This window comes from Enterobacter cloacae complex sp. SYL001, assembly GCF_049237025.1.
Lineage (GTDB): Bacteria > Pseudomonadota > Gammaproteobacteria > Enterobacterales > Enterobacteriaceae > Enterobacter > Enterobacter intestinihominis.
Genome location: NZ_JBMKJI010000003.1, coordinates 175,236 through 191,061 on the forward strand (window position 1 = coordinate 175,236; position 15,826 = coordinate 191,061).

Annotated in this window: 11 protein-coding genes and 1 pseudogene; 2 read left to right on the forward strand and 10 right to left on the reverse strand. The window is 54.5% G+C overall.

The genetic code is table 11. From position 1 onward, the window contains the following. The first annotated feature begins 158 nt into the window (after positions 1–158). Positions 159–3,080 carry an autotransporter outer membrane beta-barrel domain-containing protein gene (locus tag ACOTZP_RS05645; RefSeq protein ID WP_421633672.1) on the forward strand — a complete coding sequence of 974 codons (2,922 nt, stop codon included), beginning with the start codon at positions 159–161 and terminating at the stop codon, positions 3,078–3,080. Positions 3,081–3,129: 49 nt separating this feature from the next. Here ACOTZP_RS05645 and ACOTZP_RS05650 read toward each other — a convergent pair whose 3' ends face one another. The 10 genes and pseudogenes from ACOTZP_RS05650 to ACOTZP_RS05695 all read right to left on the reverse strand — a co-directional run bounded on the left by ACOTZP_RS05650 (position 3,130) and on the right by ACOTZP_RS05695 (position 15,450). After that, complete coding sequence (locus ACOTZP_RS05650) at positions 3,130–3,363, reverse strand: YgdI/YgdR family lipoprotein (RefSeq protein WP_003856439.1); 234 nt, start codon at positions 3,361–3,363, stop codon at positions 3,130–3,132. A gap of 182 nt (positions 3,364–3,545) precedes the next feature. Then, entirely contained in the window at positions 3,546–6,770 is a 3,225-nt protein-coding gene (gene carB, locus ACOTZP_RS05655) for a carbamoyl-phosphate synthase large subunit (protein ID WP_022647013.1), read from the reverse strand. 18 nt (positions 6,771–6,788) lie between these two features. Next, a complete protein-coding gene (gene carA, locus ACOTZP_RS05660; RefSeq protein ID WP_023299297.1) occupies positions 6,789–7,937 on the reverse strand; it encodes a glutamine-hydrolyzing carbamoyl-phosphate synthase small subunit in 1,149 nt (382 codons plus the stop codon). Positions 7,938–8,391: 454 nt separating this feature from the next. Beyond that, positions 8,392–9,213 (reverse strand): 4-hydroxy-tetrahydrodipicolinate reductase, encoded by an 822-nt coding sequence (gene dapB, locus ACOTZP_RS05665; RefSeq protein WP_022647011.1) that lies wholly within the window; start codon positions 9,211–9,213, stop codon positions 8,392–8,394. Positions 9,214–9,418: 205 nt separating this feature from the next. After that, positions 9,419–10,369 (reverse strand): 4-hydroxy-3-methylbut-2-enyl diphosphate reductase, encoded by a 951-nt coding sequence (gene ispH, locus ACOTZP_RS05670; RefSeq protein WP_022647010.1) that lies wholly within the window; start codon positions 10,367–10,369, stop codon positions 9,419–9,421. Position 10,370: 1 nt separating this feature from the next. Continuing rightward, positions 10,371–10,820 (reverse strand): FKBP-type peptidyl-prolyl cis-trans isomerase, encoded by a 450-nt coding sequence (gene fkpB / locus ACOTZP_RS05675; RefSeq protein ID WP_022647009.1) that lies wholly within the window; start codon positions 10,818–10,820, stop codon positions 10,371–10,373. Between the two features lie 116 nt (positions 10,821–10,936). Continuing rightward, positions 10,937–11,437: a signal peptidase II gene (gene lspA / locus ACOTZP_RS05680; protein WP_023299295.1), complete on the reverse strand. Its 501-nt coding sequence runs from the start codon at positions 11,435–11,437 to the stop codon at positions 10,937–10,939. After that, the gene (gene ileS, locus ACOTZP_RS05685; protein ID WP_271075378.1) at positions 11,437–14,253 is read right to left on the reverse strand and encodes an isoleucine--tRNA ligase; all 2,817 of its coding nucleotides are present in this window, start codon (positions 14,251–14,253) and stop codon (positions 11,437–11,439) included. Before ileS ends, lspA begins: the two co-directional genes overlap by 1 nt. A gap of 45 nt (positions 14,254–14,298) precedes the next feature. Further along, entirely contained in the window at positions 14,299–15,225 is a 927-nt protein-coding gene (gene ribF, locus ACOTZP_RS05690; protein WP_023299293.1) for a bifunctional riboflavin kinase/FAD synthetase, read from the reverse strand. Between the two features lie 7 nt (positions 15,226–15,232). Next, positions 15,233–15,450 (reverse strand): annotated as a pseudogene (locus tag ACOTZP_RS05695) (DUF2575 domain-containing protein). A 101-nt stretch (positions 15,451–15,551) separates the two neighbouring features. Between ACOTZP_RS05695 and rpsT the strand changes: the two are divergent. Continuing rightward, the gene (gene rpsT / locus ACOTZP_RS05700) at positions 15,552–15,815 is read left to right on the forward strand and encodes a 30S ribosomal protein S20 (protein ID WP_003856458.1); all 264 of its coding nucleotides are present in this window, start codon (positions 15,552–15,554) and stop codon (positions 15,813–15,815) included. Positions 15,816–15,826: the final 11 nt, after the last annotated feature.

The window sequence follows — 15,826 nt, forward strand, 5'->3', positions numbered from 1 at the left end:
GCGAAACTTAAGTCATTATTTAATAAATCAACCTGTACATAACCTATTGAAAAAATAATAATTTTATGCTTTTTTGTTTTAAGCTCACGCTTTAAGACGGACTAAATACGTTTTACGCACGTTATCTAATGTTCCTTCTCACTCAAATGGATGTGTACATGAGCAACAATTTCTTTAGATTAAATCATACAACCAAAACTCTTGGAAAGATATTTCCTGCCTTGTTGATATGCACCCCTGCGGTTGCATTTTCTGCAACGATTGACCAATCAACTTCTGTTCCTCAAGATTTCTCAGCCGATGCTGAATATATTATTAATAAAAACGTGACGATCTCCTCCGCTGGTAGTGAAGCGGCGGTATCGGTCTCTGGGTTTACTCTCACCAATGTCACTAACGAAGGGAATATTTCTGGCACGGGAAATGGCCTGAATATAAATACTGGTGTACAGCGCATTGTAATTAATAACGACATCGGCGCAACCATTTCCTCCACCACCGCGAATGCGGTGAATATTCAGTCACTACTCGGTGATTTTAATAACAGTGGAAACATTACTGGCTCGGAAAATGGCATTTTTGTCAGTGAAAACTCCTCCGCATTAAATATTACCAATACCAGCACCGGAACGATAAAAGGAAAAACAGGTCTTAGTACTCAGGTTGGCATTGGCATTAATAACAGTGGCGAAATTATCGGTACAAACGGTGATGCTATTACGGCAAATGATGGCAACACTAAGATTTTTAACAGTGCCACTGTGCAGGGAACCCAGTACGGAATCAATGTAAAAGATACAGCAAAATTAGATATCAAAAATAGCGGAACGATTAGTGGTGAAACAAACGCTATTATGTTTGCCAGCGATAAAAATAACACGCTACTGCTCGACACTGGCTCCAACCTCATCGGTGACGTAATATCCACAAATTCCAGAGGAAATACCCTGACGTTGATCGGCACCGGTACGGAAGACAGTAACTTCGTGGGTCTGAATGAAGGCGACGGTTTCGCCAGCGTAAAAATGGAGGGTGAAAGCTGGGCACTGTCGGGCGATCTCGACATTATTGGCTCTGGCGACTCCTTGCTGATAGAGACTGGCGCGTTAACCCTGTCGGGTGCGGTATCGAATACCGGTAATACGCGGGTGGCCAAAGACGCCTCGCTGCAACTGGGCGATGGCGAAAAAACTGCGACGCTCAGCGGTGGGCTCACCAACAATGGTACCGTCATTTTTAATCAGGGTAGCGATTTCACTTTCGCCACCGACATGACCGGTAGCGGTAACGTCGAAAAAGTTGATTCCAACACGCTGACCCTGACAGGCAAAAATAGCTATACAGGGAATACGGTTCTGCACGGTGGCACCACGCTGGTCTCCACCGGAGCAACGCTCGGCGTCAAGGGCAGTAACGCCACCGTTACCGTTGAAAACGGCGCGACCTTTGCCACCGCAGGCGAAGTGAACAACAACATCGCGATTCTTAGCGGCGGTACGCTGGCGGCATGGAATGCAGTCCAGGGTAACTCCACGCTCAGCGCTTCCGGTGTTGATACCATCAACGGCAACGTGGCTAATGGCGGCACGCTGTTGCTGAGTGCGGCTGATAATAGCGTTGGCAATAATTTTACGATTAATGGCGACTACACCGGCTCTGACGGTAGCCAGATTGTGATGAACAGCACTCTGGGTGAAGATAACTCACCAACTGACCACCTCACCATTACGGGCAGCAGCTTCGGTCAGTCCGGCGTCAGCATTACCAACATTGGCGGCGCAGGCGCGCAAACCATTAACGGTATGGAAATTGTCAGCATTGGCGGCAGTTCCGAAGCCCAGCTGACGCTGGCAAAACCGGTCGTCGCAGGCGCCTGGGAATATAACCTCTACCAGCACAGTGACGGAAACTGGTATCTGGAATCAAAGGCGACGCCTTCTGATGATCCTTCCGACGACACCGATGACGGCGGCAACACTGACAACGGCGGCAACACCGATAACGGTGGTAACACCGACAACGGCGGCAACACCGATAACGGCGGCAACACCGATAACGGTGGCAACACCGATAACGGCGGCAACACTGACAACGGCGGCAACACCGATAACGGCGGCAACACCGATAACGGCGGTAACAGTGCCCCGGAAGTTATGGCACCTGAAGTGGGTGCTTACTTAGGTAACTACCTTGCCGCGCAGAGCATGTTCCTGCATAAGCGCGACGATCGCGACCAGCTCACTTTCCGCAATGAAGACGATCTGAACACCTGGATGTACGTTAAGGGTCGCTATCATGAGAACGATGCGGGTGGCGATAAAGTCAGCTACGACACCACCACCACCGTTCTGCAAGTCGGCAGCGATTTCATGAGCAAGCCAATGGATAACGGCATCCTGCGTGCCGGTGGTATGTTCGGTGCAGGCCAGGCGAAGACCCACTCTGATGCGAAGCACAACGTGCGTGACGCACAGGGTAAAGTTGATGGCTTCAATGTTGGGCTGTACGCCACCTGGCAGGAAGATCAGAAATTACGTCTGGGCAGCTACGTTGATACCTGGGCCGCTTATAGCTGGTACAACAACAAAGTCACCAGCAATCGTAACGATGAAGATTACGATAGCGAAGGTTTCGCCGCGTCTGTTGAAGTCGGCCACGCGTGGGTTATCCAGTCTGAAAATGAACGTACATGGAAGATCGAGCCACAGGCGCAGGTGATCTACAGCTATCTCGATCAGGAAAATCACACCGATCGCGACGGCGTACGCGTAACCACGCTGGACAATGACAGCGTCTTTGGTCGTCTTGGCGTTAAAGCAAGCTACTTCCAGCAGAAGGACGTCAAGGCCTGGCAGCCATACGTCGCAGTTAACTGGTTGAAAGGTGCTGGTCAAAACGATCTGGCATTCAATGACGAAACCGTCAGCAACGATACGCCAGAAGATCGTGGTCAGTTAGAGCTGGGCGTAACCGGCAACCTGAACGAAACCACAACGATCTCCCTGCGTGCCAGCGGTGAGTGGGGTGAAAACAGCTATGCCGCTTACGGCGGTCATATTTTGTTAAACCATCGCTGGTAATCGATCATTCTGACGCAAAAAAAGCAGTGGCATGTGCCACTGCTTTTTTTTAGTTATCCAGCTCACCCATTGATTTAACCTGGTCACGGTTAATCTGTTCAGTTTGACCGGTTTCGGCGTTTTTGTACGATACCAGACCGGTATCGTCATCCACCTGCGGTTTCCCGTCAGTAACGATAGTTTTACCATCGGTGGTTTTTACGGCCTGATTTGACGAACAGCCCGCCACGGTGAACATTGCAGTGGCAGCCAGAACGGAAGCGATCAGTAGTTTATTTTGCATGGTGTTTTCCCCTGCTCTCAGTTGAATTTTCGTTATCGACCTAACCATTTTAGGCTAACTGACTGAAAGCGGATGAAAAACCAGAAGGTTCTTAAGATGGGTAAAGAAAACCGTAGGGCGGGTAAGCGAAGCGCCACCCGCCACTTGCCCGGCGGCGCTAACGCTTGCCGGGCCTACGCAGATTACTTGCTAATCTGAGCGTGCATTTCCTGCACCGAAATCACCTTCTCGGTGGCATCCGCATTCAGCGCCATGGCCGTCGCGAAACCGCCGTTCAGGGTGGTGTCGTAATGCACTTTATACTGGAGCGCGCTGCGGCGAATCAGCTTGGAGTCTTCAATCGCCTGGCGACCTGCGGTGGTGTTGATGATGTAGGTGTACTCACCATTCTTGATACGGTCCTGAATGTGCGGACGACCTTCATGCACCTTGTTCACCAGACGCGGGTTGATCCCAGCTTCACCCAGCACAATTGCCGTGCCGTGGGTTGCATCCAGCTCGAAGCCCTGTTTAAGCAGCTTGGCGGCCAGGTCAACCACGCGCTCTTTATCGCCTTCGCGAACGGAGAGCAGCGCACGGCCCGATTTTCTCATGGTGGAGCTGCTGCCCAGCTGTGCCTTGGCAAACGCTTCTGCGAAGGTGCGGCCCACGCCCATCACTTCCCCGGTAGAGCGCATCTCTGGCCCTAACAGTGGGTCAACGCCCGGGAATTTGTTGAACGGCAGCACCACCTCTTTCACCGAGTAGTACGGCGGGATGATTTCTTTCGTGACGCCCTGCTGAGTCAGCGTCTGGCCAGCCATCACGCGCGCCGCCACTTTCGCCAGCGGAATACCGGTCGCTTTAGAGACGAACGGTACGGTACGTGCCGCACGCGGGTTGACTTCAATCAGATAAACTTCGTTGTCTTTCACTGCGAACTGGACGTTCATCAGGCCGCGAACCTGTAGCTCGAAGGCCAGCTTCTGCACCTGCTGACGCATCACATCCTGAATCTCCTGGCTCAGGGTGTACGCAGGAAGAGAACATGCGGAGTCACCGGAGTGCACGCCAGCCTGCTCGATGTGCTCCATGATGCCGCCAATCAGCACCATTTCGCCGTCGCAGATAGCGTCAACGTCGACTTCAACCGCGTCGTCGAGGAAGCGGTCGAGCAGCACTGGCGCATCGTTGGAAACGCTCACCGCCGTCTGGAAGTAGCGACGCAGGTCGGCTTCGTCATAGACGATTTCCATCGCACGGCCGCCCAGTACGTAGGATGGACGCACCACCAGCGGGTAACCAATCTCTTTCGCTTTCTCAACGGCCATTTCAATCGCGGTCACGGTGGCGTTCGCCGGCTGTTTCAGCTTGAGACGATCAACTGCCTGCTGGAAACGCTCGCGGTCTTCCGCACGGTCAATCGCGTCCGGGCTGGTGCCAATGACCGGCACACCTGCTGCTTCCAGCGCACGCGCCAGCTTCAGCGGAGTCTGGCCGCCATACTGCACGATCACGCCTTTCGGCTTCTCGATGCGCACGATTTCCAGCACGTCTTCCAGCGTAACCGGCTCGAAGTAGAGGCGGTCGGAAGTGTCGTAGTCGGTCGAGACGGTTTCCGGGTTACAGTTGACCATGATGGTCTCGTAACCGTCTTCGCGAAGCGCCAGCGAGGCATGCACGCAGCAGTAGTCGAACTCAATGCCCTGGCCGATACGGTTTGGACCGCCGCCCAGCACCATAATCTTGTCGCGGTCGACGGACGGGTTCGCCTCGCACTCATCTTCATAGGTGGAGTACATGTACGCGGTATCGGTCGAGAACTCTGCCGCACAGGTATCCACGCGCTTGTAAACCGGGTGCAGGTCATACTGGTCGCGCAGCTTGCGGATCTCCGCTTCACGTACGCCCGCCAGTTTAGCCAGACGCGCATCGGCGAAGCCTTTACGCTTCAGCATGCGCAGGAAGTCTGCGTCCAGGCCGTTGATGCCCAGCTCCGCCACTTTCTCTTCCAGACGCACCAGCTCTTCAATCTGCACCAGGAACCAGCGGTCGATGTTGGTCAGGTTAAATACGCCGTCAACGGACAGGCCCGCGCGGAAGGCATCGGCGATGTACCAGATACGCTCTGCACCCGCGTCTTTCAGCTCGCGGCGGATTTTGGTCAGTGCTTCCGGGTCGTCCAGGCTGACTTTCGGGTCAAAGCCGGTCGCGCCCACTTCCAGGCCACGCAGCGCTTTTTGCAGGGATTCCTGCTGCGTGCGGCCAATCGCCATGACTTCACCAACGGATTTCATCTGGGTAGTCAGACGGTCGTTCGCGCCGGCGAATTTCTCGAAGTTAAAGCGAGGAATTTTGGTCACAACGTAGTCGATGGACGGTTCGAAGGACGCTGGCGTGCGGCCACCGGTGATGTCGTTCATCAGCTCGTCAAGGGTGTAACCCACCGCCAGTTTCGCCGCCACTTTCGCAATCGGGAAGCCGGTGGCTTTGGAGGCCAGCGCGGAGGAACGGGACACGCGCGGGTTCATTTCGATAACAATCAGACGGCCGGTTTTCGGGTTCACCGAGAACTGCACGTTCGAGCCGCCGGTTTCCACGCCGATTTCACGCAGTACCGCCATCGAGGCGTTACGCATGATTTGGTACTCTTTGTCGGTCAGCGTCTGAGCTGGCGCAACGGTGATGGAGTCGCCGGTGTGGATCCCCATCGCGTCGAAGTTTTCGATGGAGCAAACGATGATGCAGTTGTCGTTTTTATCACGCACCACTTCCATCTCGTACTCTTTCCAGCCAATCAGCGATTCATCAATCAGCAGCTCTTTGGTTGGGGAGAGATCCAGACCGCGTTCGCAAATCTCTTCGAACTCTTCGCGGTTGTAGGCGATACCGCCGCCGGTGCCGCCCATGGTGAATGATGGACGGATGATGCACGGATAGCCCACGTCAGCCGCGACGGCCAGCGCTTCTTCCATGTTGTGTGCGATACCGGAACGCGCGGTGTCGAGGCCAATTTTTTTCATTGCCACGTCGAAGCGACGACGGTCTTCTGCTTTATCAATCGCGTCGGCGGTTGCACCAATCATGGTCACGCCGAACTCTTCCAGCACACCCTGACGCTCCAGCTCCAGTGCACAGTTCAGCGCCGTCTGGCCACCCATGGTCGGCAGCACCGCATCCGGACGCTCTTTCTCGATAATTTTGCGTACCACTTCCCAGTGAATCGGCTCAATGTAGGTCGCATCTGCCATTTCCGGATCGGTCATGATAGTGGCCGGGTTTGAGTTTACCAGGATGACGCGGTAACCCTCTTCACGCAGGGCTTTACACGCCTGCGCACCGGAGTAGTCAAATTCGCAGGCCTGGCCGATCACGATCGGGCCAGCGCCAAGGATCAGGATGCTTTTTATGTCTGTACGTTTTGGCATGGTCTTCTCAGCTCCTGATTATTTAGCAGTCTTACGGTATTGCTCGATAAGTTCGATGAAGTGATCGAACAGCGGCGCGGCATCGTGTGGGCCCGGGCTGGCTTCAGGGTGGCCCTGGAAGCTGAACGCAGGCTTATCGGTGCGATGGATACCCTGCAAGGTACCATCGAACAGTGACTTATGCGTCACGCGCAGGTTAGCTGGCATCGTCGCTTCATCCACAGCGAAGCCGTGGTTCTGCGCGGTGATCATTACCGTGTTGTTGTCGATATCTTTCACCGGGTGGTTACCACCATGGTGGCCAAACTTCATCTTGACGGTGTTCGCTCCGCTCGCCAGCGCCAGCAGCTGATGGCCGAGACAGATGCCGAATACCGGGATATCGGTTTCAAGGAAGGACTTAATGGCGTCGATAGCGTAGTCGCACGGCGCCGGGTCGCCAGGACCGTTAGAGAGGAAGATGCCGTCCGGGTTCATCTTCAGAACATCTTCCGCAGACGTTTGTGCCGGGACGACCGTCAGGCGGCAGCCACGGTCAACCAGCATACGCAGGATGTTGCGCTTGGCACCAAAATCGTAGGCCACCACGTGGAACGGCAGCTCGCTTTCCGGTTTCGCTTCCGGCAGGTCGCCTTCCAGCGTCCAGCTTCCCTGCGTCCAGCTGTAGGCTTCTGTGGTAGTCACTTCTTTCGCCAGGTCCATCCCGTTCAGGCCCGGGAAGGCTTTCGCTTTTTCCAGCGCCAGCGCCGCATCGAGGTTGTCCCCTGCGATGATGCAGCCATTTTGTGCACCCTTCTCGCGCAGCAGACGCGTCAGCTTACGGGTATCGATATCGGCAATCGCCACAATGTTATGGCGCTTCAGGTAAGAAGAGAGGTCTTCGGTGTTGCGGAAGTTGCTGGCAATCAGCGGCAGGTCGCGAATGACCAGGCCTTGTGCATGTACCTGAGAGGATTCTTCGTCAGCCGCATTGGTGCCGACATTGCCGATATGAGGATAAGTAAGAGTAACGATTTGGCGAGAATAGGAAGGATCAGTGAGGATTTCTTGATAACCGGTCATTGAAGTATTGAAAACGACTTCCCCAACCGCCGAACCCGTTGCCCCTATGGCCCGACCGATAAACTGGGTTCCGTCTTCCAGAACCAATAGCGCTGACTTAATCAAAACACCCTCCAGAGAATATTCACTCACTTTATTTGCATATTAATTCATAACCATGTCATGGATCAATGCAAATGTGTTGCCAGCGGATTTTTGGCAAACGGCGGCATTCTGGGGATTTGCCATGTAAAAGTCAACTTAAAACGGGGATTTTGTTTATTCTTTTGCAGGCCTGATGGCTTGATTTCAAATTAAGCGGCAAAAAGATCAACTAAATCACTGTGGAAACCGCTTGCGCAGGCAGTTTAAAAGAAACAATCGTCTTGCGGGAATAAAAAGTGGACCAGATGGTCAAAATTTACAGTACAGCAACATAAAATAGCATGAAAACACTTACTTTAAATGAGTTAAATGCAATAATCCTTTGAAATAGACAAAATAAAAGGGCAATAAAATATTGCCCTATGCAATCAAACAGTTACGACTGCAATAACCACATCACGATGGGTAATAACACTTACAAATTGTTGAGTTCGAGCACATCTCGCATATCAAAAAGACCATTTGGCTTACCTTTTAGCCACAGTGCGGAACGTACCGCCCCGTTTGCAAACGTCATGCGGCTGGATGCTTTATGTGTGATTTCGACCCTTTCACCAATATCGGCGAACATAGCGGTATGTTCGCCGACGATATCACCCGCGCGAACGGTGGCAAAACCAATGGTGCCAGGCACGCGCTCGCCAGTGTGACCTTCGCGAGAATAGACCGCGATGTCTTTCAAATCTTTATCCATTGCATAAGCAATCGCTTCGCCCATCGCCAGCGCCGTGCCAGATGGGGCATCGACTTTATGGCGGTGGTGCGCTTCAATAATCTCAATGTCGGTATAGTCGCCCATCACCTTCGCTGCCTTTTCCAGCAGTTTCAGCATAACGTTAACGCCTACGCTAAAGTTCGCGGCGAAGACAATTGCAATGTCGGCGGCTGCTTCCTGAATGGCCTGTTTACCGGCATCATCGAAACCGGTGGTGCCAATCACCATCCCTTTACCGTGCTGGCGGCAAAACGCCAGGTGAGTCAAAGTGCCTTCCGGACGGGTAAAGTCGATGAACACGTCAAAGTCTTCTTTCACCGCCTCCAGGTTGCTCTGCACGGTAACGCCTGTCTTGCCCGCGCCTGCCAGCTCGCCCGCATCGGAGCCCAGCAGGGATGAACCTTCACGCTCCAGCGCCGCGCCAAGTGCCACGCCATCCATCTGTAGTGCCGCCTGAATCAGCTGGCGACCCATACGTCCACCCGCGCCCGCAATGGCGACACGGATCTGTGCATCATGCATAGTTATTCTCTTACGTTAAAATGATGTAAACCGTTTTCAGATTAACCAGCCTTCGCTAAGGCTGCCAACTGAAAACACCAATAATTAGAATTTAACGTGAAACCGACTCAGATATCAGTAAAAGACATGATTTTGTCGTCACGATAAGATACGAAGCAAAAAAAAGGCCAGCACAGAAGGTGCTGGCCTTTCATCAGAAAAGAAATTATTCCACTTCGCGGGCGTCGATTCGCAGCTCTTTCGGCACTTCAAAGACAATGTTCTCTTCACGGCCTTCCAGCGGCACCGCTTCGCCACCACCCAGCTCTTGCAGGCGGGCAATGACGTTTTGCACCAGAATATCCGGCGCTGAAGCACCTGCGGTAACACCGACGCAGGCCGCGTTTTTCACCCACGCTTCCTGAATGTCCGTTGCGTCGTCGATCAGAAACGCCGCTTTCCCCATACGCTGCGCCAGTTCGGCCAGACGGTTAGAGTTAGAGGAGTTTTTTGAACCGACCACCAGCACCACGTCCGCCTGTTCAGCCAACGCGCGCACGGCTTCCTGACGGTTGGTGGTTGCGTAGCAGATATCATCTTTGCGCGGCCCGACGATTTTTGGGAAGCGCTGGCGCAGGGCGTCAATCACGTCTGAGGTGTCGTCCACGGAAAGCGTCGTCTGGGTCATAAACGACAGACGCGCTTCGTTTTTCACGTTCAGCGTAAAGACGTCTTCCGGTGACTCCACCAGATACATGCCCCCTTCCGGGTTGCTGTACTGCCCCATGGTGCCTTCCACTTCCGGGTGGCCGGCGTGACCAATCAGAATTGACTCTTCACCACGACGGCTGGCGCGCGCCACTTCCATATGCACTTTTGTCACTAACGGACAGGTGGCATCGAATACGGTCAGATCGCGGCTTTTCGCCTCGTTGCGTACCGCCTGAGAGACGCCGTGCGCGGAGAAGATGAGGATTGCGCCGTCCGGCACTTCGCTGATCTGCTCAATAAAAATCGCACCGCGCTCGCGCAGGCTGTCGACCACGTAGCGGTTGTGCACCACTTCGTGACGCACGTAAATCGGCGCGCCGTAAATCTCCAGCGCATTTTCAACAATGCTGATAGCGCGGTCTACACCGGCGCAAAAACCGCGCGGGTTAGCCAACAGGATCTGCATCTCAGTCCTCCAGCGCCGGATCGATCTCCAGCACTTCTACATCAAAATGAACGGTACGCCCGGCAAGCGGATGGTTGAAGTCAACGGTGATGGAATCCCCGTTGATTTCGCGGATCACGCCAGGCATTTCGCTGCCGTCCATAGCGGTAAAGAGCATAATCGCCCCGATCTCCGGTTCACCCGCATCCATAAACTCACGGCGCGAGAAGTACTGAATCAGATCCGGGCTTGGCACACCGAATGCCGCATCCGGCTCCAGTGAGAACGCTTTTTTCTCACCCTCTTTCAGCCCGAGAAGCTGTTGTTCGAGGCCTTCAGACAGGGAGGTGTCGCCCAGACGAAACAGCGCCGGTTTGCCATTGTTGCGGGTGGACTCGGCCGTGGAGCCGTCATCCAGCTTCAGCGTGAAATGAACGAGAACCGCGCTGTTGCTCTGTACGGATTTAGACATGCAAATTGCTCGCTTGTTTTGGGTCACCTGTTGCCCGGTGGCGCTACGCTTACCGGGCCTACGGGGGCCACAAATTCTGTAGGCCGGGATCGCTACGCGTCACCCGGCTGGTTTTGTTACACCTGCTCTTTCGCGGCCGGTTTAGGCAAGAAGCCTTCCAGCACGATTAACGCTGCACCAACGCATATTGCGCTATCGGCGAGGTTAAAGGTCGCAAAGTGCCAGTCGCCGACGTAGAAGTCGATCATATCGACTACAAAGCCGTGCCACAGGCGGTCAAACAGGTTACCCAGTGCGCCACCAATGATCAGCGCGTAGGCGATGTTATTCAGCTTTTGCGTGGCCTTCGAGCGGTACATCAGCACCGCGAGCACGACGCAGATACCCATTGCGATACCTGCGAAGAACCAACGCTGCCAGCCACCGCTGTCGGCAAGGAAACTAAACGCCGCGCCGTAGTTGCGGGCGTAGTGCAGGTTAAGCGACGGGAACAGCGGGACCGTATCCCCCAGAGCGAAATTCTGGAGGATCAGGAACTTGCTGCCCAAATCAATAATCAGCACCACTACCACCAGCCACAGCCAGCGCAGTCCTGTTGAACAGAGAGTTTTACTCATCAGGCAAACTTACGTTTTTCGCCGTCGCCGGCGACGTTGCTTACACAGCGTCCGCAGATGTCTGCGTGTTCCGCCACCTGGCCGACATCGGTAGTGTAATGCCAGCAACGCGGGCATTTTTCACCATCGGCTTTGCTCAGTGCGACCTTCAGTCCTTTGAGCAGTTCGCTCTGCTGAGCATCAGCAGATGCCTCGGCATAATCCGCAACTTTCGCACCGGAGGTCAACAGGACAAATCGTAATTCATCGCCCAGCGCGGTCAGCTTCGCGGCCAGCTCAGGCTCTGCGTACAGGGTCACCGTCGCTTCCAGAGAGCCACCGACTTTCTTGTCAGCGCGCGCCTGCTCGATTACCTTGTTCACTTCGCCACGCACTTTCAGCAGCTCGTCCCAGTAGGCGTCGTTCATTGCTTCAGTGCTGGAGAGGTCGAACAGACCTTCGTACCACTCGCCGGTGAAGACATACTTCTCACGGTCGCCCGGCAGGTAACCCCAGATTTCATCTGCGGTGAAGGACATGATCGGCGCCATCCAGCGTACCAGCGCCTCTGCGATGTGGAACAGCGCGGTCTGGCAGCTACGACGCGCCACGCTGTCCGCTTTCGCGGTATACTGGCGGTCTTTGATGATGTCGAGATAAAACGACCCCATCTCAATGGAGCAGAAGCGCATCAGGCGCTGCACCACTTCGTGGAAGTCGTAAGACTCATAGGCTTTCAGAATATCTTCCTGTGCCGCTTTCGCGCAGCCTACCGCCCAGCGATCGAGCACCACCATCTCTTCCGGCTTCACCATGTCTTTTACCGGATCAAACCCGTTCAGGTTCGCCAGCAGGAAGCGCGCGGTGTTACGGATACGACGATAGCTGTCAGCAGCACGTTTCAGGATCTCGTCAGACACCGCCATTTCGCCCGTGTAGTCGGTGGATGCCACCCACAGACGCAGAATATCCGCGCCCAGCTTGTTCATCACGTCCTGCGGAGAAACGGTGTTACCGATGGATTTGGACATCTTACGGCCCTGACCATCCACGGTGAAGCCGTGGGTCAGTACCTGGCGGTAAGGTGCTTTGCCCTTCATGGCGGTGGAGATCATCAGGGATGACATGAACCAGCCGCGGTGTTGGTCGGAGCCTTCCAGATACATGTCGGCAGCGTGACCGGCGAACTCAGGGCGCACGTCAACCACGGAGGAGTGGGTAGACCCGGAGTCGAACCACACGTCCAGGGTATCCGGCACTTTCTCGTAGTTGTCCGCGTCAGCGCCCAGGATGTCACGTGAATCGAGATCCCACCACGCCTGAATGCCGTCAACTTCAACGCGCTTCGCCACCTCTTCCATCAGTTCCAGGGTGTTCGGGTGCAGTTCCTGCGTCTCTTTATGCACGAACAGCGACATCGGCACGCCCCAGGTGCGCTGACGGGAGATACACCAGTCAGGACGGTTAGCCACCATGGATTCGATACGCGCCTGGCCCCAGTCCGGGATCCACTGCACGCCTTTGATCTCTTTCAGAGACTGCTCGCGCAGGCCTTTCTGGTCCATGCTGACGAACCACTGCGAGGTCGCACGGAAGATAATCGGGGTCTTATGGCGCCAGCAGCACGGGTAGCTGTGCTGCATTTTCTCAACGTGCAGCAGCGCGCCGCTGGTGCGAAGCATGTCAACGATGATGTCGTTGGCTTTAAAGACGTTGATACCGTCCAGCGCCGGGTAGGTGCCAGGCAGGTAAGAGCCATCCGGACCGACCGGGTTGGCGATTTCCAGACCGTATTTCAGGCTGATGTTGTAGTCGTCAGGACCGTGGCCGCCGGCGGTATGCACCGCACCGGTACCGGCGTCCAGCGTGACGTGGTCGCCCAGGATCGCCGGAACGTCGAAGTCCAGGAACGGGTGTTTGAAGCGCATTAGCTCCAGCGCGTCGCCTTTTACGGTGCCCAGCACGCTGTAATCGGTGATGTTCGCGCGTTTAAGCACGCTTTCAACCAGATCTTTTGCCAGGATAACCGCGCGACCATCAATTTGTACCAGCGCGTACTCAAACTCACCGGACAGGGAAATGGCACGGTTGGCTGGTAACGTCCACGGGGTGGTGGTCCAGATAACCAGCGAGACTGGACCGCTTACGCCTGGCAGGCCAAATTTAGCTTTGATCGCATCCTGATCGACCGCTTCGAACGCCACGTCGATAGAAGGCGAGGTTTTGTCATAATACTCTACTTCCGCTTCTGCCAGCGCAGAACGGCAGTCCACGCACCAGTGCACCGGCTTAGCGCCTTTATGCAGGTGACCGTTGCCGATGATTTTACCCAGCGCACGGATAATGTTGGCTTCGGTTTTGAAGTCCATGGTCAGGTACGGGTGCGACCAGTCGCCTAGCACGCCCAGACGGATGAAGTCAGCGCGCTGACCGTCTACCTGGGTGGCAGCGTATTCGCGGCATTTCGCGCGGAACTCTGCGGCGGTGAACTTCTCACCCGGCTTACCGTACTCTTGCTCCACTTTCAGCTCGATTGGCAGACCATGGCAGTCCCAGCCCGGAACATAAGGCGAGTCATATCCCGCGAGTCCTTTGGACTTCACGATAATGTCTTTCAGAATCTTGTTTACAGAGTGACCAATATGAATGCTGCCATTCGCATAGGGAGGGCCATCATGCAGAATGAAGGTTTTTTTGCCTTTTTTGGCTGCACGAATGATGCCGTACAGGTCATCATCAGTCCAACGCGCCAGCATTCCCGGTTCGCGCTTGGCGAGATCGCCGCGCATCGGGAACCCTGTTTCCGGCAAATTCAGGGTTGATTTATAGTCACTCATCAGATTCTCGGTTCCGTATTTATCACGTAGGCAGTTAAGCCGGTTCTAAAGCCCAAAAAACTCGCGGGCCGTTAATTCATCTCGCGCGATTTGCGCCTTAAGTTCATCCAGCGAAGCGAATCGCTGTTCATTGCGTATTTTTTTACGCAGTATCACATCTATATGGCGACCGTAGAGGTCCATTACAACGTCCAGCAGGTGTACTTCTAACTGTTGACGCACACCGGAAACCGTTGGACGTGTACCGATGTTGGCAACACCGTAAAAAGGCTTCTCACCCAGTCCTGCCACTTCCACCGCATAGACCCCTTTAACCGGGGAGACCTGACGACGCAGCGGTATATTCGCCGTCGGAAAACCTATCGTGCGGCCCAGCGCATCGCCATGGACCACACGACCTGAAATTGTGAACGGATGACCCAGCAGCGTTTCTGCCGTGTCCAGTTCATCGTTCGCCAGCGCCTGACGTACCGCCGTGCTGCTGACGCGCACCCCGCCCTCACAGAAGGTCATCGTACTGGTGACGTCAAACCCGTACTCCAGGCCAGCCTTCTGTAATAACAAGAAATCGCCCTGACGACCAGCGCCAAAGCGGAAATCATCGCCCACGGCGAGAAACTGCACGCCAAGCTGCCTGACCAACAGATCGCTGACAAAGTTTTGTGCGGTCAGCGCGGCAAACCGACGGTCGAAGCGTACGCACAGGACGTAGTCCACGCCGGACTCCGCCAGGTAGCGTAACTTCTCACGCAGACGCGTCAGCCGCGCGGGGGATTTCTCGCCGGCAAACAGCTCCAGCGGCTGCGGTTCGAAAATCATCACCACAACGGGCAGGCCACGCGCCTCCCCTTCTTTACGCAATCCCTGCAACAGCGCCTGATGCCCACGATGCACGCCGTCAAAATTACCAATGGTCAGCACGCACCCGTGCGGGGCTTGACTGAGATTATGTATGCCGCGTATCAGCTTCATGACTGGCTCAAAACAGTGAAAATCGCCAAAGTATACCTTGTACGGCGGTTAAGGTTAACCGGCGATTGTTCACGCGAAACAGAAAGCCGTATGATTTCATCAGGCTGACCTTTCACAGCAAAAAAATCTGCCCGAGAACTGCGATTTTTATGCCGAAAGGCTGTATTCACGAAAGACAAGCTGGTAGAATCCTGCGCCATCACTACGTAACGTAGCGTCGCTCATTAACGGCGCTTATTTGCACAAATCCATTGACAAAAGAAGGCAAAGAGGGCATATTCCTCGGCCTTTGAATTGTCCACATAGAACATATTTGGGAGTTGGACTTGGCTAATATCAAATCAGCTAAGAAACGTGCCGTTCAGTCTGAAAAGGCTCGTAAGCACAACGCAAGCCGTCGCTCTATGATGCGTACTTTCATCAAGAAAGTATACGCAGCAATCGAAGCAGGCGACAAAGCTGCAGCGCAGAACGCATTTAACGAAATGCAACCAATCGTGGATCGTCAGGCTGCTAAAGGTCTGATCCACAAAAACAAAGCAGCGCGTCATAAAGCAAACCTGACCGCGCAGATCAACAAACTGGCTTAATCGCTACTTGT